This window comes from Bacillus sp. AC266 (assembly GCF_979253805.1).
In genome coordinates, this window is sequence record NZ_CEEDEC010000003.1 from 612610 (window position 1) to 631505 (window position 18896).

At 34.7% G+C, this 18896-nt stretch carries 20 protein-coding genes and 1 tRNA gene; 7 read left to right on the top strand and 14 right to left on the bottom strand.

Features of this window, described 5'->3' with window-relative positions:
- Positions 1–34: 34 nt before the first annotated feature.
- Positions 35–2422, bottom strand: a complete 2388-nt coding sequence (gene inhA1 / locus AC0IXC_RS16395) for a M6 family metalloprotease immune inhibitor InhA1 (protein WP_088292732.1) — start codon at positions 2420–2422, stop codon at positions 35–37.
- A gap of 342 nt (positions 2423–2764) precedes the next feature.
- Here inhA1 and AC0IXC_RS16400 point away from each other — a divergent pair, with 342 nt between their 5' ends.
- The gene (locus AC0IXC_RS16400) at positions 2765–2899 is read left to right on the top strand and encodes an anti-repressor SinI family protein (protein WP_002011474.1); all 135 of its coding nucleotides are present in this window, start codon (positions 2765–2767) and stop codon (positions 2897–2899) included.
- A gap of 79 nt (positions 2900–2978) precedes the next feature.
- Positions 2979–3302: a helix-turn-helix domain-containing protein gene (locus AC0IXC_RS16405; RefSeq protein WP_002030429.1), complete on the top strand. Its 324-nt coding sequence runs from the start codon at positions 2979–2981 to the stop codon at positions 3300–3302.
- A gap of 82 nt (positions 3303–3384) precedes the next feature.
- Here the strand turns inward: AC0IXC_RS16405 and calY are convergent, their stop codons facing one another.
- The 6 genes from calY to AC0IXC_RS16435 form a co-directional block, all read right to left on the bottom strand.
- Entirely contained in the window at positions 3385–3978 is a 594-nt protein-coding gene (gene calY, locus AC0IXC_RS16410) for a biofilm matrix protein CalY (protein ID WP_002030430.1), read from the bottom strand.
- Positions 3979–4416: 438 nt separating this feature from the next.
- A complete protein-coding gene (locus tag AC0IXC_RS16415; protein ID WP_326998452.1) occupies positions 4417–5250 on the bottom strand; it encodes a DUF4047 domain-containing protein in 834 nt (277 codons plus the stop codon).
- Between the two features lie 164 nt (positions 5251–5414).
- Entirely contained in the window at positions 5415–6002 is a 588-nt protein-coding gene (locus AC0IXC_RS16420; RefSeq protein ID WP_063217402.1) for a CalY family protein, read from the bottom strand.
- 64 nt (positions 6003–6066) lie between these two features.
- Positions 6067–6636 carry a signal peptidase I SipW gene (gene sipW, locus AC0IXC_RS16425; protein ID WP_002064334.1) on the bottom strand — a complete coding sequence of 190 codons (570 nt, stop codon included), beginning with the start codon at positions 6634–6636 and terminating at the stop codon, positions 6067–6069.
- Positions 6637–6833: 197 nt separating this feature from the next.
- A complete protein-coding gene (locus AC0IXC_RS16430) occupies positions 6834–8120 on the bottom strand; it encodes a D-alanyl-D-alanine carboxypeptidase family protein (RefSeq protein WP_215590955.1) in 1287 nt (428 codons plus the stop codon).
- Between the two features lie 154 nt (positions 8121–8274).
- A complete protein-coding gene (locus AC0IXC_RS16435) occupies positions 8275–8502 on the bottom strand; it encodes a hypothetical protein (RefSeq protein WP_002086892.1) in 228 nt (75 codons plus the stop codon).
- Between the two features lie 282 nt (positions 8503–8784).
- Between AC0IXC_RS16435 and AC0IXC_RS16440 the strand changes: the two genes are divergently transcribed.
- The 4 genes from AC0IXC_RS16440 to AC0IXC_RS16455 all read left to right on the top strand — a co-directional run bounded on the left by AC0IXC_RS16440 (position 8785) and on the right by AC0IXC_RS16455 (position 10890).
- Positions 8785–9009: a hypothetical protein gene (locus AC0IXC_RS16440; protein ID WP_215590954.1), complete on the top strand. Its 225-nt coding sequence runs from the start codon at positions 8785–8787 to the stop codon at positions 9007–9009.
- A gap of 190 nt (positions 9010–9199) precedes the next feature.
- A tRNA-Val gene (locus AC0IXC_RS16445) sits at positions 9200–9272 on the top strand.
- Between the two features lie 69 nt (positions 9273–9341).
- On the top strand, positions 9342–9971 hold the full coding sequence (locus AC0IXC_RS16450; protein ID WP_252188908.1) for a phage integrase SAM-like domain-containing protein: 630 nt from the start codon (positions 9342–9344) through the stop codon (positions 9969–9971).
- Between the two features lie 445 nt (positions 9972–10416).
- On the top strand, positions 10417–10890 hold the full coding sequence (locus tag AC0IXC_RS16455; RefSeq protein WP_078184125.1) for a hypothetical protein: 474 nt from the start codon (positions 10417–10419) through the stop codon (positions 10888–10890).
- 321 nt (positions 10891–11211) lie between these two features.
- Here AC0IXC_RS16455 and AC0IXC_RS16460 read toward each other — a convergent pair whose 3' ends face one another.
- From AC0IXC_RS16460 to AC0IXC_RS16490, 7 genes are all read right to left on the bottom strand, one after another.
- A complete protein-coding gene (locus tag AC0IXC_RS16460) occupies positions 11212–12453 on the bottom strand; it encodes an ABC transporter permease (protein ID WP_471653050.1) in 1242 nt (413 codons plus the stop codon).
- Positions 12446–13345, bottom strand: coding sequence for an ABC transporter ATP-binding protein (locus AC0IXC_RS16465; RefSeq protein WP_098635429.1), 900 nt, complete (start codon positions 13343–13345; stop codon positions 12446–12448). The genes AC0IXC_RS16460 and AC0IXC_RS16465 overlap by 8 nt, the downstream gene beginning before the upstream one ends.
- A gap of 239 nt (positions 13346–13584) precedes the next feature.
- The gene (locus AC0IXC_RS16470; protein WP_471653070.1) at positions 13585–13782 is read right to left on the bottom strand and encodes a hypothetical protein; all 198 of its coding nucleotides are present in this window, start codon (positions 13780–13782) and stop codon (positions 13585–13587) included.
- A 49-nt stretch (positions 13783–13831) separates the two neighbouring features.
- On the bottom strand, positions 13832–14140 hold the full coding sequence (locus tag AC0IXC_RS16475) for a hypothetical protein (protein ID WP_252188920.1): 309 nt from the start codon (positions 14138–14140) through the stop codon (positions 13832–13834).
- A 178-nt stretch (positions 14141–14318) separates the two neighbouring features.
- A complete protein-coding gene (locus AC0IXC_RS16480; protein ID WP_002086895.1) occupies positions 14319–14501 on the bottom strand; it encodes a DUF3976 domain-containing protein in 183 nt (60 codons plus the stop codon).
- Positions 14502–14529: 28 nt separating this feature from the next.
- Positions 14530–14907 carry a hypothetical protein gene (locus AC0IXC_RS16485; RefSeq protein ID WP_001109902.1) on the bottom strand — a complete coding sequence of 126 codons (378 nt, stop codon included), beginning with the start codon at positions 14905–14907 and terminating at the stop codon, positions 14530–14532.
- Positions 14904–15119 (bottom strand): helix-turn-helix transcriptional regulator, encoded by a 216-nt coding sequence (locus AC0IXC_RS16490; protein ID WP_002188807.1) that lies wholly within the window; start codon positions 15117–15119, stop codon positions 14904–14906. The genes AC0IXC_RS16485 and AC0IXC_RS16490 overlap by 4 nt, the downstream gene beginning before the upstream one ends.
- Before the next feature lie 826 nt (positions 15120–15945).
- Between AC0IXC_RS16490 and odhA the strand changes: the two genes are divergently transcribed.
- Entirely contained in the window at positions 15946–18813 is a 2868-nt protein-coding gene (gene odhA, locus AC0IXC_RS16495; protein WP_113769154.1) for a 2-oxoglutarate dehydrogenase E1 component, read from the top strand.
- Positions 18814–18896: the final 83 nt, after the last annotated feature.

Below are 18896 nucleotides of genomic sequence, written 5' to 3' on the forward strand. Positions count from 1 at the left end.
TACCGAAAGAAAATCTCCCGGTAGTTTTACTGTATTAACGGTATAAACGAACAGCACCTGCAGAATTATCATCAGCTTGTCCTACTACTTCAAACTTCAGACCAAGCTTCGGTAAAATACGTCCTGCATCTGGAATCTGCTCATTAATATACTTTTTAGAGTCATCGAACTTCGGTACCCCTGGTAATCCATCGTATACGAATGTTCCACGCGTTGGAGATACAACTTTCCAAGCTGGCGTTTTGTCGAATGAGAACGCCGCATCAGCAATTTGGAATCGCGTACTGCTTGTAAATGTTGGTTTGCCATTTAAAGTTCCTGCAATTGCTTCTGGATGAGAGTCAACTACACCAAGGAAACCATGTCCTGGATGTATGCCAACCCAGTTATCTGTGTAAGCTGAATCCGCATACCATACAACCATACCAGTGTTATATACTGGACCGCGAGCAAATTTCAATGCGTTATCTGAACCCGCATAGTTTCTCCACTCTACATAGTAGTTATGCTTTTTCTTATCCATTCCGTTAGATGCAACGAAACCGTCCAATTTGAATTGTGGTGTACCTTCTGCATCATCAGAGAATGCAACATTTCCATCTACAGTTAGTGACGCATTATCAAGTGTAAATCCATTTAACGCCAATCCACCGTCTGTAATATATTCAAATACTAGTTTCACTTTCTTACCTTTGAATTGACTTAAATCATATGATTTATCAACCCATTTTCCATTTGTCGTAGCTGCATTTCCACTATTTGCTTTCTCACCAATTCTTTCAATCAACGTTTTTTGTCCATCTTCTGTTACAGCGTGTACTTCAAGGAAATCGTACTCTGCTTCGATTTCATACAATGACTTATAATCGAATTTTGCAGTCGTTGCTTTCGTTAAATCGAATAGTGGCGTTTCCATCGTTGTATGAAGGTCATCACCTTTTGTGCTGTAGTAATACTGTTTACCAAATGCAGGCTGAATTCCTTTTACATCTTTATCTGGTAAGTTAACACGAATCAGACCTGGACGATCTGACTTCGTAACACTTTGGTCTAAGTATGTTGCAAGACCGATACCTTTATTTAATTTCTCGTAATCTACTTCTACGATATTCGCCCAGTTACCACCGATTGTTTTTTGGAAAAACTCTTTATTTTGTGGTGATAAACTCGTTGGCGTTGTTCCTGCGATTTTACCAGCCCAGCTTCCTCCACTCATAATAGACCAAGCTTCAACCGGTTCACCATCACCGCTATACTGTGTATCATACTCATCTGGAAGACCTAAATCATGGCCATATTCATGTGCGAATACACCAACCGCGCCATCTTCTGGTTCAATTGTGTAGTCGAATGCTGCCATATTTCCGCCCCAATATGGAACTTTCGCTTGTGTACCTTCAATTGCGAATGGTTTTGGTCCAACTGTCCAGCGATGTGACCAAATTGCATCATCACCTAATTTACCACCGCCAGCTTCTTGTCCAACACCCGCATGAATAATCATTAAGTGATCGATTAAACCGTCCGGTTGATTTTGATTCCCATCACCATTTACATCATATTGATCGAACTGATCAAACTGTGATAAATCAAGTCCGCTATCTACAGCTGCTTTTAATGCATCTTTTACTAGATCACGTGGTCCTTTTGGTCCTTTATTATCATGACCTGTACCAGCATCTGCACCGTAATCAGCAGCTTTACCTGGAACTGTTAACCATTTTGTGACTGTTCCGTCCACTGTGTAACTACCACCTGATTGCTCTTCGTAATATTGTTTAAACGTTTCGATTTTGCTTCCATCATCTAACGCGAATGGCTCATCACCGAATAACATTTTTTCATAGTGTTCTTTGTTAAAATCGTTAGAATACATGTAGCCAGGTTCTTTATCAATATTGTTATGCTTGAAATCAGCATACTCTACAAGTAAAACGAGTACTTTATCTTTACGAACTTCACCGTTATACTCTTTTTGCTTAGCAGGTGAAGTTGGTACTTTCCCATTTAAGCCTCCTCTAACTGGACCTGTTCCTGCTGTAGTCCCGTTTGCTGGCTGCTCTGATTTTTCTTTCGTATCTGCCTTTGCATCTTTCACTTTCTTTAAAAAGTCCGATGCATCTTTCGTAAGTTGGTCCCCATTTGTCGCTTCTTTCCCAGGATTTTCACCCTTCTTCTTCTCTACATACTTTTCGACAGCTTTCTTTGTTTCTGTCTCTGAAGCTGACGAATCAATTACCCCACGATTTTTTAGCGCATTTGCTAATCTCTCTTCTGGGATTAAGTGATCATCAACTGGACTTGTAGCTGTCTTGTTCCCCGGCGTTTCCGCATATACAGACTGGCTTCCAGCACCAAACGACAAGCCTAGAACAGCTGTCAAAGCAATTGATGATAACACTTTAAATGGTTTCTTTTTCATCCCTTATTGCCTCCCCTAATATAAAATATGTATTACATACTTTATATTATTAAAAATTCAATATATTTTCAATATTTAGTTATATTATGTAATTTTTTTAATATATTTGTAAAAATTTCATAGTTAGTATACGAATATATCACAATTCAACAATGTTTTCAGAAAATATTGAAAATATTTGTCAGAAACTTTATAATCGCCATAGAGGGAATTTAATGGGGATTTTATCTTTGTTTCATCTACAAAATATTTGATAATTCACTATATAAAATACAAAATCCGATTGTATTATCATATATTCTGTAGCAGCAATTATGACCACTAATTAGGGAGGAATTACATTTGTACAAAGATAAGGCTGACTCACTAGATCAAGAATGGATTGATTTAATACTTGAAGCTCTAGATGCTGGCATTGCCCTGCAAGATATTGAACACTTTTTTCAACGTATGAAGCATACGAGCCAGGCTCAATAGCCTCGTTCTTTTTAACGAAGTTTATGTTATAATAATCACATCATAAGACGACTACATATTGATAGAAAGGTGCGCAAATATGATAGGAGAACGTATAAAACGCCTTCGTTTACAAAAAGGCATTTCATTAACAGAACTCGCCGAAAAAGCTGGTGTCGCTAAATCTTACATTAGTTCTATAGAACGGAATTTACAAAAAAACCCTTCTATTCAGTTTCTTGAAAAAATTGCAGCTGTTCTACAAATTCCAGTTGATACTTTACTTCACGATGAAACAACAACGGAGGGTCATCTAGACTCCGAATGGACACAGCTCGTTAAAGATGCGATGAGCTCTGGTGTCTCAAAAGAACAGTTTCGTGAATTTCTCGAATTTACACAATGGAAGAAAAATCAACAATAATACATATAAAAGAGTGCTTAAAACGGGCACTTCTTTTTTTCTTTATAAAAAAAAGCGGGGAATCCCCCGCTTTTTTTATTTATTATTTTTCTTCTCCATCTGTTTGGTTAGCATTGAATGTCCATTCTAAGTTCAATGAATCGCCTTGGAATTTGTTTTGATCTTGACCATTCTCTTCGAATACAAATTGTACCCATAGATAGTCCTCTGTACCAGCTTCTAAGCCACCCTTTTCTCCCCACTCAGGAGCAAAGATGTCTTTAGCTAAAAGATCTGGATCAGCATTTTGTAAATCAGCTAAAGTTGTTTCATATACAGGCTCACTTTGCTTATCCCAGTTCCAAAGGAATTTCACTTTAATATGCTTACCGAAGTCTTCACCAGCATTATCACCTTTTGCATCTTTCACAGTATACTTTGTCGCTAATTTAACATCTTTAATTGCTAAAGTACCGTCGTTCTTTAATAAGAACTCTTTCTTAACAGAATCCCCTGGTTTTAAATCTTTAATATCTACAAGCGTTTTAGGGTTTAATGTAAGATCTAACGTCCCAGCTGCAAATGTATTGTTTGATACTTCTTTATCGCTAAAGTAAGCGAATGTTCCTCCACCAATTAAAGATAACCCCAATGCTGCTGATGCAACTCCCATACCTAATTTCTTTTTCAGACTCACAATCAATTCCCCCTAGCTGTTTTTTGTATTTTTATCTCTTATTTCAAAATAAGAGGTGTAACTAAAACTATATTAGCTTAGCTAATATTTGTTCTTTTTTGAAAACCTTAAGTTCATTATAACGAACAAGACTATATAAATACAATATATATTTCATTTTTTTTTATTTATCAATATATTTTTGATTTTTCTGATTTTTTATAAATATAATTTGATAACTTAACCATTATTCATATTTAATCCTATAAGAAAAGAAAATAAGACAAAGAGGTGAGGACTGACGTTTCCTCACACTCATATAAGCATTATCTTTTTACAAGCTATTTACAGCTAATGCATTCGTATTCACCTTGCACCACTTTGTTATTCTCCAGCTGTTTCACTGGATCAGTTGAAGTGCCTTTTCATGCTCCACTTGATCAGGCTGTTTATCTATTTCTATTTTTTCTGCTCTTCTAGCTTTTTCTGTTCTTCTACTTTCTTCTGCTCTTCTAGCTTTTTCTGTTCTTCTACTTTCTTCTGCTCTTCTAGCTTTTTCTGTTCTTCTGCTTTCTTCTGCTCTTCTAATTTTTTCTGTTCTTCTAACTTCTTCTGTTCTTCTAACTTTTTCTGTTCTTCTGCTTTCTTCTGTTCTTCTAACTTTTTCTGTTCTTCTATTTTCTTCTGTTCTTCTAACTTTTTCTGTTCTTCTGCTTTCTTTTGCGCTTCTGTTTCATTCTGTTTCTTTACTGTTTCATCTTTTAATAGTTGTTGTAGAGCCTGAATTTGTCCATCAATGGCTTGCAAACTAGCTTCTTTATCAACATAATCACGCTTCTCTTTAATACTATGAAAACCTTCGTTCACATACAAGGATACTTGATGAATTGATTCACTTTTGTTCACTTTTAATTCTTCTTGTATTTGATTATAAGGCGTTTCTATTAAAGTATATACTTTTTGTAAAGCCTCCTTCTCAGAAGCAATTTTCTCACGCCCTTGCTGCCATACAACAATTGCTTGTTCTATTTCTTCAATAGAAGTAACTTTCAATTTCGCTTTCATTTCTCCATACTCATGTCCAATAAGCTGTTTATGTTGCTCAGCTTGCTCTTTTAACGTATCAACTGTTTTCGGAAATATAATCGCTGTAGAAAGAGTGGCTTCTACTTTCGTTTCGTGAATAAATGAAGCTTCTGTATACGTCATCACTTGAGAGCCTAAATAAAACGTAATAGAGCACATACACGGCAATATAAGCATCCTTTTTAATTTGCGAGGTGTTTTCAGCATCTTAATCTCTCCCATCGAACAATGTGTTCTTTATACAGAACGTTACTTTTATTATAATAAAGACCTGTACAAAATGATAGCCATATCCTAGAAAAATACATTCCAATCCACGCTATTTAACTGTAAAAGGGGCTATCAAATTGATAGCCCCTTTTATAATATATTTATCTTTCTGTACCATCTGTTTGTTGTGCATCAAACGTCCAAGTTAAATTTAGTTTATCGCCTTGGAATTCATTTTGGTCTTTTTTATTATCAACAAACTCGAATTTCACTGTAAATTTATCTGACTTACCTGCAGAAATACCTTTTTCATCCCAGAACCAAGCAGATAAATCATTGTCTACCGCTGTAAGTGTGTCACCCTTCAATTTATCTAGCGTTGTTTCTTTTACAATTGTTTCATGCTTATCTACATTTTTTAAGAATGTTACTTTAATATGTTTACCAAAATCATCTTTATTGTCGCCCTTCGCATCGCTTACTTTGTAATCTGTTTTTAGTAAAACTTTTTTAATATCTAAAGAGCCTTTATTTTCTAGTTTAAAATCTCTTTTAATTGTATCGCCAGGCTTTAAATTCGATACATCAACAACTGTTGATGGGTTTGCCGCTAAATCAAGTGTACCAGCCGCAAATGTATTATTTGACACTTCTTTATCGCTAAAGTATGCAAATGTTCCTCCACCAACTAATGCTGCTCCTAATACTGCTGATGCGATACCCATTCCTAATTTTTTCTTTAAAGTCATGTCCATATCCCCTTAATATATATATATTTGTTAACTTCCTAAACGGAAAGTATAACCAAACGAACTAGACGGATTGTTCTACTTTTTTATCTTTCTTTTCTCCGTCAATGCTACGAATAGCGCCAAAAATAGAAATTGCGGAATAGCCAAGTAAAAAGACTCCAGGAATAATGAGAAGTAATGCTGCTCCCGCTTTTGAACTCGCATAATTCAGTCCATAACCAACGTATGGAACTGTAATATCTGCATACTTTCCAATTACATTCTCTGCAAGTACTGGTGCTAAATCTGGTCCGTTGTTGTTATCTCCTTTTGTTTCATACATTACTTTTCCATTTGTATCTTTCACACCGATAATACGGTGAGTGATAATTTTGTCATCTTTCTCTTTAAACGTAATAACATCACCTTTTTTATATTTAGAACCATCTTTCGTTGGCTCTATCGCAATGATTGATCCTGTTAAAAATGTTGGTTCCATCGATCCTGAAAGAACGCTCTTAAATTGATATCCCATCACTGTTGGATCACCACCACTCGCTTTTGAAGAAATAACTACAAAAGCTAAACAAACCATTACCGCAAATAAAACAAATGAGATAACGTTGCTAATCACCTTCCAAATTAATTTCATCGTCTCTCTCCCTCTCTGTTGTTTTATATCATTTTGAAATTAATAACGCTCTAATTGTTCTTTAACAAGAACATACACAAATAATATAACGAACAAATAAGAAATGCAAGGTGAAAATTTACAATTATTAGTTAAATCATTTTTGAAATGCATACAAAAAAGACCGTGACAAAATCTCATCACGGTCTACTAGCAATTTATTTTTCTTCTGATTTCATCCCTTGGTTATTTCGGCGCAGCACTACATATAAAATCGCTCCAAATAATAAAATCGCACCTATTCCAACACTTATCACTTTCACATTCGATTCCTTTACTTCAGGTGCAACTGTATCTTTTTTAGGCATCGCAAAAGTAACATCTTCTTTTGAAAGAACATTTATAGTCGCAATCGTTTGATTATTCTTTATAATATCCACCGCACCAACTACTTCACCGCGATGAATTCCTTTTTGATACAAAGATTCTTTATCCACTGAATTAACCCGAAAAGCCGTTTTTATATTTTTCCCTTCATCTTTCTTTAGCATAAGCTCAGCACTTTTTTCCAACTCAGAATCAACATCTTTATTTAAATACGTTGTCTTTTGATGCCAACTATGTTTATCTAGTACAGTTTGCTTCGTAAATTGCCCAAAAGAATATTCCGCCATCTGCTTCAAATCTTCATAAATTTCAGGTCTTTGAGAAGCCATTACTACATTTATAATACGATTACCATCCTTCTCATTTAATAAAACGAGCGTATTGCGTGCTTCATTCGTAAATCCTGTCTTACCACCCATACTATATGGATTTTCAAAATAAGTAGACTTATTAAAAATAGAAACTGTTTGCGTAGATGTCGTAACCGTCGTTCTTTTCGTATTCATCGCTTGTAAAATTTCAGGATACTTTTGCACACCTCTCGTAATCATGGCCATATCATATGGCGTCGTATAATGATTTGGATCATGCAATCCATTTGGCGTTACAAAATGACTATCTTTAGCCCCTAATTGCTTCGCCCTTTCATTCATCATATTGGCGAAGTTTTCAACACTTCCTCCAATACGCTCCGCAATCGCATACGACACATCATTCGCACTCAGCACCATTAAAATCATAAGTGCAGTATTTCTATTAATAGTCTCACCAGGGTGAAACTCAATTTGATAATTACTCTTCTCTTGATCTAATGCTAATTGTGAAAACGTAAATTGATCCTCTGGCTTCGTATGCTCCATCAGTAAAATCGCCGTTAACACTTTCGTCATACTAGCAGGGAACGCACGATGATGTGCATTTTTGTCGTACAACATATCTCCTGTTTTCGCATCAATCGTAGTCGCAAACTGACTAAAAACATTCGGCCCTTCCGCAGGTGGAGGTGCCACTTGCTCCGGATTTACTCCAATATTCGTCTCAGCATATAACGTCATAGGTGTCAAAAAAAATAAACAAATAACCATAACAAAAACCGAAATTTTCTTAAAATTTACCATATGACTCTCCCTTTTCCCTTTACTTTCACATTCTATAAAATACCTCTACCAACCTATATGTAATTTGTATTAATTTGGAAGAATATTCACTTTTTTTACTATATCACACTTTTACGATTAGGAACATAAATATACAACAAAAAATAAGAAGGAATTACTCTTTCTTATCCTTCTCATCAATCAATGAGTCTATTAAATTTTGACTAGCTTCCTCAGGTGTAATCTCATCTGTCATCCCCATAAACGACCAACCTTTAGAATCGACCCACTCAACGAACTCTTGTAAAAACTCATCATGCGTCACATCCACATCAAGAATCGAACCATCAATCGAAATCGTTCTATTTCTAGACACACGCATCTTGAACGTTTTTCTTACCATTACAATTATTCTCCCTCTACTCCTGAATATTTATAAATATCTTGTACTTCTTTTATACATGATTTCTTGAAAATTGTAAAAAGGATATATTGGCCAATTTGCATATTAAAAATGAAAATCTCTTATTATATAACCCTCACACTACATTCATTTAGTCATAAATTACGGAATACATCATATAAAAAAACAAGCCAACTTACATTATATCACACTAAATACACTTGACTTTAGCACAATGAAATCGAATATATTAGAAAATACCTTAAAATGAGGAGGAACTCCATGGCGCGTTGTACGTATTGTAAAACGAAGTGGAAAATAAAAGATGTATGGTCAATACTCGTGACATTTGAAAAAAATTGTCCGTATTGTTTCGGAAGACAATATCTATCAAAGAAAACATTGAACGCTATGCCAGAACTTATAAGCTTACCTTTACACTTCTTATTCCCTTTTCTTGTTGATTTAAGTGATGAAGGTCCTTTGGATTGGTATCGGAAATCATAATATACCCGGTTTATTCAAAATCCACTTTCAATTAAATGCTCTTCTTATATATCCCTTAATACGCTACTAGCGTGATTCCAAATACTTTACCTTTAAAAAATTACCACGAAAATATTGTAAAATTTCAGTTAATTATATATAATTGCTTTAGCATAATGATTAAAGATGCTATTACATAAGCATTTTTTAAGATCCCGTAGCTCAGCAGGGAGAGCGCCACCTTGACAGGGTGGAGGTCGTGAGTTCGAGCCTCTCCGGGGTCATATCCTTTTGTATCAACTGTTGATAATTTCATATTTTGACCAAAACTAACGGTGAGTACCGCTCAAGTTTTGATTGAAACTCCTCCTTTAATTCTAAATGAGAATGAAGGAGTTTTTTTTATATCTTTAACATACTTCACTGAAAAAGAAATCGTAAAAAAACGACAACCCCACAAACGAAAAACTAGTAAAATTTCAAAAGAAGATTCTGTTGAGCGTGTATTTGAAAGAGTTGTTGACAGCAAAGTAAAACAGAATTTACGCCCCAAATCATTGAATCAATTCCTTCTTATGTTTAATAGTATAAAAGCATTTCATGAAACACAAAATGCTCAAATATTCTATATGACCGATATTACAACAAATTTTATTTATGACTGGGTTTATTGGTTAAAAAATGAATATGTACGCTTTGATGGCCATATTTACGTTCCTGAAAGTGCTCAAACTGTTGGATTAGCGGATGAAACTATCGCTAGTAGAATCAAGCGTTTGAAAACATTCATCAATTGGTGTTTGCGACAAGAAATCATCACCAAAAATCCATTTAATAAATTCGAGGGATTTCGTAAAGATAATACGCAAATTGATTTTTTACCAATATACGGTAATTACGAGATGAAACGAATGAAAAGGCAAAATGTTCATTCAGCAATGGGTGTTTTTCTACGTGAAGAATGGTTAAAGGATATGGAATGAAGGTACAAATCTATAATTAAAGATGTTAAAAAATCGTATCATCAAAAAATTAAAGAAAATGTTAATGAGACTTTATCAGGCTTAGCATGGTGAAAAACGAACTATAGTATTGGTTCGTTTTTTATTATGCACTTTTGCATACAGGATTATTCTCTCTTGTAAATTGGTAATAATAGTATATAATAAAAATAATATTTTACCAATAAAAGGTAACGAGGAAGGTGGGATAAGTAAATAACCAAAACGTATTAATAGATTTATTCTATGTAAATCATGATACATATATGGAATCAAAACTATGAAATTTTATGTAGAGATTAGATCACTACAAGATTAATAGCGAATACACTCGAGGAAAAACAGCGTTCGATTAGATTAATGTTATAAAACTACTTAATGTGACATCTATCGAACGAATTGAGAATATACTTAGGGGGAATTTTAAGTGAAAACATTTGGTAAAGTATTATTAACAGGAGCTTTAGCATTGGGCGGTTTCACGGCTATGAACATTAACACACCTGAGGCACATGCTGACGGAGCAAGTGAAGGTTGTCATTATATCTGTGGTCCTGGCGAAACAGTGAACGGTGTTACAGTTCAAGTACATTCTACAGAAGTTACTTTTGGTAACAGCACAATTGCAAGAATTACAAATGACCGAGCTGAAGACATTCATTACAATGTCACTCTTGAAAAGAAACGTGGAGACAGCTGGGGAGAGTTTGAAACTAATTTCCATTGGCAAAATCAATGGGTTCCAGCTGGAGCAAATGATGAAATTTCAACTTTCACAGGATATGGAGAAAACATTTACGACAATGGAACATATCGCTATAAAGTTGAAGTTGTAAGTGCTGACGGTTCTGTAGATACAATTTACACAGCAGGAATGACAGTTACAGGAAGAGGAGAATAATCATGAAAAAATAAGCTTTTCGGAGCTTATTTTTTTATATATAAAATTGAATATTAATATTCAGAAATAGATAGGTAGGGAACGAAACAGTCCCTACCTATTTTATAAATTCCACGTATTTACCTAATGGTGCATATGTGTTTATGATCCTACTTCTTCTTTTTCTATCGTTTGCAACATAAGGTTTTTTAAATTATCAACGCTTTCTAAATTGACAACACATTCTTTTATATTTATTTATTTATATGCATTTTACAACAACAAAGAACTACATAGATTAACCATGTAGTTCTTTGTTGTTGTAAAATGAATGGGCTAATCTTATTTCTTCCCTAACTTGATTGCCTTTTTTATATTACTGAATGCACCTTTACCATATAATAATACACCACCGCGGTAAACACGGCTCGTTAAACCAATCATCATACATATTGTTACTAATAGAATCGCTAATGTGAGCGCAATCTCCCATACTGGGATATTGAGGAATCCAATTCGTACGAGCATAACAATAGGAGTAAAGAAAGGTATATAGCTAGTAATGGTAACAACCGTGCTGCTTGGATTTGACATTCCATAAAGCGCGATATATAAAGCAGCAATTAACATAAACATCAGTGGCATAACAGCTTGAGAAGATTCCTCTATACGACTAATAACAGAGCCGAGTAGACAAGATAATGAGCCATATAATAAGAATCCTAATGTGAAGAAGAGAATCCCATACACTACTAGAGTAGGAGCAACAGAATTTAAATCAATACTATTTAAAATACCATTTTTCGATTCATTAATTGCTGTTTTATACCCTACAGTTGCGACCAAGCCCCAAATTATTATTTGTGTAATACCTGCCAATAATGTTGAGAAGAGCTTCGCATATAAATGTTTTGTAGGCGAAATACTTGAAACAACTAACTCCATTACACGAGAAGATTTTTCTGTTGCAACATCTGTAGCTAATTGTGCAGCATACATTAATATCATTACATAATTTAGCATGATAAAGGTATTAATTAAAATTCCTACACCCTCTGTATGTTCTCCATCTTTAACCTTATCTGAAACAGTTTTGGTTTGTATTTCTACTGGCATTGTTAACACCTTTAATTCATCTTGCGATAGATTCAATTGCTGAGCGAAATTAGAAGATTGTATTTGAGATAAAATAGTTTGAACCTTGCTAACATCTTGCTGATTTACATCTGTCTCAGTTATATACGTAGCCTTTAGTTGTTTATTATCCAATTCCTCTACAACGATTGCATATGTATAATCACCATTTTTAACACCTGATTCTGCTTTTGGTTTATCCGTACTACGCTTAACATGTATCTTACTATCGACATTTTTAAACACTTGATTAATAGTTGTATATAATTCTTCTTTTTCTGTAACAACAACAACTTGATCGTCCTCGTTACCTGCAAAATAGTTATAAATCTTGTCAAAATTCATCAATCCTATAATTAACATAGAAATTATTATTGTAATAGCAATATATGATTTAGCTTTTACCTTAGATTTATAGTTTTGTAAAAAAATCGTCCAGAAACTATTCATGCTGTGTACCTACTTTCTCAATAAAAATGTCATTTAGTGTAGGCTCTTCTACTGCGAACTTTTTAACATACCCTAATTTCGTTATCTCTTTAAATAAAACATGCGAAACTTCTTCATATGAGATTTTAAGAGTAACTGCATTCTTACGTTTCTTCATACTTTCTACACCTTTTATTTCTTTCAAATGGTCAAAGTCATGATCGCCAACGATTACAACATTCTTTTTACCAAAGTCACTTTTAATTTTGGCAATGTCTCCTTGAACAACAGGTACTCCTTTGTGCATGATACAAATGTGTTGGCATAATTCTTCCACATGTTCCATTCGATGTGAACTAAAAAGAATCGACGCCCCTTGTTTTTGCATATCAAGAACAGCTTCTTTTAACATTTCAACATTTACTGGATCTAAACCACTAAATGGTTCATCTAAAATTAAGAGTTCAGGCTTATGTATAATCGCTGTTATCAGCTGAATTTTTTGCTGATTCCCTTTTGAAAGTTCTCCTACCTTTTTGTTCAGATACTCAGTTATATTAAAACGCTCCAGCCAATAGTGAAGTTCTTTTTCTGCATCTTTACTTTTCATGTTCTTTAATTTTGCAAAAAAGTTAACTTGTTCTTTGACAGTCATTTTCGCATAAAGCCCACGTTCTTCTGGTAAATACCCAATCTTATCCGTAACATCATAATTTATAGGTTTACCATTCCATGAAATGGTTCCGCTTGATTTCGATAAAAGTCCAAGTATCATTCGAAATGTAGTCGTTTTACCTGCTCCATTCCCGCCCAAGAATCCAAATATTTCACCTTTTGGTATCTCGATATTCAAATTATTAACTGCAACATGTTCGTCAAATTTCTTTATTAAATCTTTAATTAGTAAACTCATTATCCACACCCTTAATTCCCAAGATGATTTATTTATACAATTGTATATCCGTAGTCAACAACAATATTTTGACCTCTAATGGCATCGCTTTTATCAGACATTGAAAATAAGATGACGTTTGTAACATCTTAACTTCTAACAATTTCCCTATATGGTATTTTTTTCAACAACTTATTCCCTTCAAAAATCATTCATTACCAACAAATGTTATATTTTTCATTATAAGGTTAGCATAAGATTTAGAATAACCAATATGCAATTTTGCATATTTCAATATTTTTATAAGGTATTTCTTTGAAAAAATTTTCGTTATGTACTTTAAAACAGCTTATTATTGCGCCACCATTTAAGTTTTGTTCCTTAAACGTGTTTATAAGCTGCTCAACAGATGAGTCATTCGCTTCTATTTTTTCAAAAGTTCTTGCTTTCCATCTCATAACGCTCACTACTCTCTATTAAAAATTTGTTTCTTCATTATTATAGTACTTACTTTAACATCGGCCTTACTACTCTACATTCTTCACTATGAGGCTCTTTTACGAGTATGGGCAGCCTTTCATCCTCTTCTTCTAAAATCATTTCAAATACTTCTGTTTTTTCTTCTAATATGTTGGATTCACTATCTTTAGTAGGATGTTTGCTCGTTTCAATTTTCTTTGTTACTTCACCAAGTCTTTGTCCGATTTCTTCTGCTTTGGCAGGTTCATTCGTAACGTAGTATTCTTGGTTCTCCCATACTAACATAGGTGGCACTTGTTCTCGTTTGTTACATATTATATAAGTAATACTAGCTATAAGTAGTAGACATGTTAATTAAAAGAAGATAGCTTTTTTGTTCATATACTATTCTCCTTATCTATCATTTTATTGGATTATATAATACACAAAATAGATAGTAAATGGATTTTATGGTAATTTTTGTTTTATTTTTAAAAAGAAAAACCTTACAAAAGTAAGGTTCCGTTTTTAAGTTCTATAATGACTGATTTATTAAAACGATCATTACGATAATCGCTATAAACATAACAACTAAGCAGCCGATCATTTTATAAAATCCTCGTTTCGTTAACGTTCCGCCTTGAACGTCTTTACGAATAAATAAGAATACGGCTAAAAATAATACAAGCCCCATGCCAAAAGCATACATCATTTGCATATGTTAATCTTCCTTTCTCTTTTACATCTTAATATCTTTTCGATAAAACAACAAACGATATAAAAACTGTACTCATCGTGAGTGCCATAAGTATGTTCAATAGTTCAGTAGCAGATAGTGTAAGTATTTTTAAGTTTAAGCCGATAGAGAAAAGAAGATAATATGCGGTTAGTGCAAAAAAGGTCACGAACATCCCTTTATAACGAATAAGCTTCATTCGCTCGTCTTTTTCTTTAAATTGTGGGTGCAAGTAACTTAGGCAGAAACTCATAATCATCATCCCAAGCAATGGATAAGTTATAGCCGGTGGTGCAGAATGCGTCATTATACCTGTTAATATCATAAATCCACTCATAAATAGAAAAATAATTCCCATAATAACGAAGTACTTTTGTGAATAATTCATCCTTTCTCCCCCTCTTCTTTTCCTTCATAAATAAATACATGTTCTATCGTTGTCTGAAATGTTTTTGCAATTTCAAATGCTAACGGAAGTGACGGATCGTATTTCCCTTTTTCAATTGAGATAATGGTTTGTCTGGAAACTCCAAGTTTCTCAGCCAATTTTTCTTGAGATAGTCCAAGTTTTTTTCGATATTCGACCATTTTATTTTCCAAGGAAATTTCTCCCTCCTTCCTTATACCGAGTATATACGTAAAGGAAACTTTACGTCAAGGTTCCTTTACATTCATTTCGTTTATTTTTCATTCTATTTATATAGAAGAAACTTTTTCAAATTCAGCACGTCTATTTTGAAATGAAACATGGAACAATGTATATAGCCGTTACTATATCTCCTCTCCGTTTTTATGAAAATTTAATATCTCCATATTTGTTTTATCCTTTTAAAATGTTTCATTCTGCTCTTTATCGGGTGAAATGCGCTATTGTTTTTACGTTGTTTTTCGCCATATTTATAGAAACTAACGGTTTATGAAGCATTTTTTATGTATAGCCACTTTTTTTGTAGAAATCCTTCATTTTCCTTTCGATATTTAACACTATCGAGATAAAGTTTATGGTAAATTCATAATTTTTTATTTTTTATACTATATTCCGTTATATTGTTGTATAATATCAATGAAAGCGCTTATTATTCCAATATACATAATTCGAACTAAACTTTATCGAAACATTCTGATAGTTATACTTATATTTAAATGCAACAATTATAGGTATTAATGTAGGTATACCAAATATATCCACCCCGTTTTCCCGTGAAATTACTTTATAACATGAAAGATTAACTTGGGTGATAAGTTATTGTGAATGTTTTTTTACAAAACAGATAAGTAATAGTGTTTGGTATTATGTAAATTATTGTAATAACATAAGAGTAAAGAAAAACATTTACATTGATTATTGGTTCATCAATTATTGAAAAGAGCAAAATGCACCTTTTTGTATGGAAAAAGGATTATATGCATTGGGAGGTTTAAACAAATGACGAGGAAGAATACAACGACAAACCCTTGGGCCAAGTTCCATGGTCCGAACCTTGGTTATGTTATTGAACAGTATGATCTTTACGTAACTGGAGCAGGTTCTGTTGATCCGGAATTACAAGAGCTTTTTGAAATTTTTGGAGCTCCTTCGTTTCAAGATGATGTCGTAACAGGGGACAACACAGCAACACATTTTTCTCCTCAAAACACAGGGAACATTGAAAAGATTCTTAAAGTCGTTCAACTTGTTGAACAGATCCGTTCTTTCGGGCATACATTGGCTCACATTAATCCGATGGAAGATGCTGCAAACGGACAATCTCTTATCGAGAAAACAATGAACGAACTGAGCGATGCTGACTTGAAAGCGATTCCAGCAAAAACAGTATGGCAAGATGCACCAGAGGGTATTCACACTGCACTTGATGTAATTCATAGATTAAAAGACGTTTATACAAAATCTTTAGCTTATGAATTCTCACATATACAAGATAGTGAAGAACGCGCGTGGTTGCATCAAATGGTGGAATCAAATTCATTGCGTCAACCATTATCAAATAAAAAACGAACTGCTCTTTTAAAACGTTTAGCTGCTGTTGAAGGTTTCGAGCAATTCTTGCATAAAACATTCGTTGGTCAAAAACGTTTCTCAATAGAGGGCGTTGATATGCTTGTACCTGTACTAGATGAAATTGTTTCTGAAGGTGCTAAAGGCGGCGTAGAAGATGTCATGATTGGTATGGCTCACCGCGGTCGTCTAAGCGTACTCGCTCACGTATTAGAAAAGCCATATAATCACATGTTTGCAGAATTCAAACATGCAAAAATAGAAGGTGCAGTGGCAAATGCTGGCTGGACTGGCGACGTGAAATACCATTTAGGTAGAGAACAAGTCGTTGGTAATGAAGAAGTTAGCACTCGTGTTACATTAGCAAATAACCCGAGTCATCTTGAGTTCGTTAACCCTGTTGTTGAAGGTTTCGCACGTGCAGCTCAAGAGAATCGTAAAAAATCTGGTCTTCCAGAACAAGATACTACAAAATCATTCGTAATTTTAGTTCATGGTGATGCTGCATTCCCTGGTCAAGGTGTTGTGTCTGAGACACTCAACTTAAGTAGATTGAATGCATACCAAACTGGCGGAACTATTCATGTTATCGCAAATAATGCAGTCGGCTTTACGACTGATAGCTATGATTCTCGTTCTACTAAATATTCAAGCGACCTTGCAAAAGGTTTCGATATTCCGATTGTTCACGTGAATGCTGATGATCCGGAAGCTTGTCTTGCTGCTGCAAACCTTGCGATCCAATATCGTACGCTGTTCAAAAAGGACTTCTTAATCGATTTAATCGGTTACCGCCGATATGGTCATAACGAAATGGATGATCCAGCAGTTACGCAACCACAAGTGTACAAAAAAATTAAAAATCACCCAACTGTAAGAGCAATTTATGCAGATCAATTACAATCTGCTGGCGTTCTGAATGCAGATGAGGTTGAAACAATTACTCAGTTTATACAAGAGGAATTAAAGGCTGAATACGCACAAGTGCCACCAGCTGATACGAGTGCTGCAACAATTCACGTTAAAGTTCCAGAGGTTGTTGCAAAAGGAATTCAACCGATTGACACTGGTGTTTCAATTGAATCACTTCGTGCAATTAATGAAGGACTATTATCTTGGCCTGAAGGCTTTAACGTATATCCAAAAGTGAAGAAAATTCTTGAGCGCCGTAAAGATGCTCTTGAAGAGAACGGTAAAATTGAATGGGCACTTGCTGAATCGTTAGCATTCGCTTCAATTTTACAAGAAGGTACGCCAATTCGTTTAACTGGTCAAGATTCACAGCGTGGTACATTCGCGCACCGTCATATCGTATTACACGATACTGATACAAACGAAACTTATTCACCATTACACCGTTTACCGAACATTAACGCATCATTCTCTGTTCATAACAGTCCGTTATCAGAAGCTGCTGTTGTTGGTTACGAATATGGTTACAACGTATTTGCTCCAGAAACTCTTGTGATGTGGGAAGCTCAATACGGTGACTTCTCAAATACTGCGCAAACATTATTTGATCAATATGTTTCAGCAGGAAGAGCAAAATGGGGTCAAAAATCTGGTTTAGTTCTTCTATTACCACACGGTTATGAAGGTCAAGGGCCAGAACACTCTAGTGCACGTCCAGAGCGTTTCTTACAATTAGCTGCTGAGAACAACTGGACAGTTGCAAACTTAACGAGCGCGGCACAATACTTCCATATTTTACGTCGTCAAGCATCTATCTTAGGAACAGAAGCTGTTCGACCGTTAGTGCTTATGACGCCAAAGAGTTTATTACGTCACCCACTTACGCTTTCAACTGCTAGTCAGTTAAGCGAAGGACGTTTCCAACCTGCTTTAGAACAAGAAAACCTTGGTGCGAAACCAAATAAAGTAAAACGTCTTGTTTTAAGTACAGGTAAAATGGCAATTGACTTAGCAGCAGAAATCGAAAGTGGTAAGCATGAGTACAGCCTAGATGAAGTTCATATGGTTCGTATCGAGCAGTTGTATCCATTCCCTGCTGAAAAAGTTCAATCTATTATTAAACGCTTTAAAAACTTAGAAGAAATCATTTGGGTTCAAGAAGAACCTCGTAATATGGGCGCATGGCATTACATGGCTCCAATTCTGTTCGAACTAGCTGGGGATAAAGTGAAAACAGGTTACATTGGACGTCCGGATCGTTCTAGCCCATCTGGTGGCGATCCATTCGCTCACAAAGCTGAGCAAGAATTAATCGTTGCACACGCTTTAGATGTGAAGTACAACTTCCGTCAAGATAAACAAGAAATTGAAGTTTTCAGCAACTGAAAGTAACAATGAGTTTTTCAGGCTTGGCTGTGGCAGATAGTCTGCCACAGCCAGGCTAACAAATGGAGATTACCGAAGATTAA

Coding starts and splice junctions, on each gene's coding strand:
- inhA1 (WP_088292732.1), bottom strand. CDS start 2,422: ATGAAAAAGAAACCATTTAAAGTGTTATCATCAATTGCTTTGACAGCT.
- AC0IXC_RS16405 (WP_002030429.1), top strand. CDS start 2,979: ATGATAGGAGAACGTATAAAACGCCTTCGTTTACAAAAAGGCATTTCA.
- AC0IXC_RS16415 (WP_326998452.1), bottom strand. CDS start 5,250: ATGCTGAAAACACCTCGCAAATTAAAAAGGATGCTTATATTGCCGTGT.
- AC0IXC_RS16420 (WP_063217402.1), bottom strand. CDS start 6,002: ATGACTTTAAAGAAAAAATTAGGAATGGGTATCGCATCAGCAGTATTA.
- sipW (WP_002064334.1), bottom strand. CDS start 6,636: ATGAAATTAATTTGGAAGGTGATTAGCAACGTTATCTCATTTGTTTTA.
- AC0IXC_RS16430 (WP_215590955.1), bottom strand. CDS start 8,120: ATGGTAAATTTTAAGAAAATTTCGGTTTTTGTTATGGTTATTTGTTTA.
- AC0IXC_RS16435 (WP_002086892.1), bottom strand. CDS start 8,502: ATGGTAAGAAAAACGTTCAAGATGCGTGTGTCTAGAAATAGAACGATT.
- AC0IXC_RS16440 (WP_215590954.1), top strand. CDS start 8,785: ATGGCGCGTTGTACGTATTGTAAAACGAAGTGGAAAATAAAAGATGTA.
- AC0IXC_RS16460 (WP_471653050.1), bottom strand. CDS start 12,453: ATGAATAGTTTCTGGACGATTTTTTTACAAAACTATAAATCTAAGGTA.
- AC0IXC_RS16465 (WP_098635429.1), bottom strand. CDS start 13,345: ATGAGTTTACTAATTAAAGATTTAATAAAGAAATTTGACGAACATGTT.
- AC0IXC_RS16470 (WP_471653070.1), bottom strand. CDS start 13,782: ATGAGATGGAAAGCAAGAACTTTTGAAAAAATAGAAGCGAATGACTCA.
- AC0IXC_RS16480 (WP_002086895.1), bottom strand. CDS start 14,501: ATGCAAATGATGTATGCTTTTGGCATGGGGCTTGTATTATTTTTAGCC.
- AC0IXC_RS16485 (WP_001109902.1), bottom strand. CDS start 14,907: ATGAATTATTCACAAAAGTACTTCGTTATTATGGGAATTATTTTTCTA.
- odhA (WP_113769154.1), top strand. CDS start 15,946: ATGACGAGGAAGAATACAACGACAAACCCTTGGGCCAAGTTCCATGGT.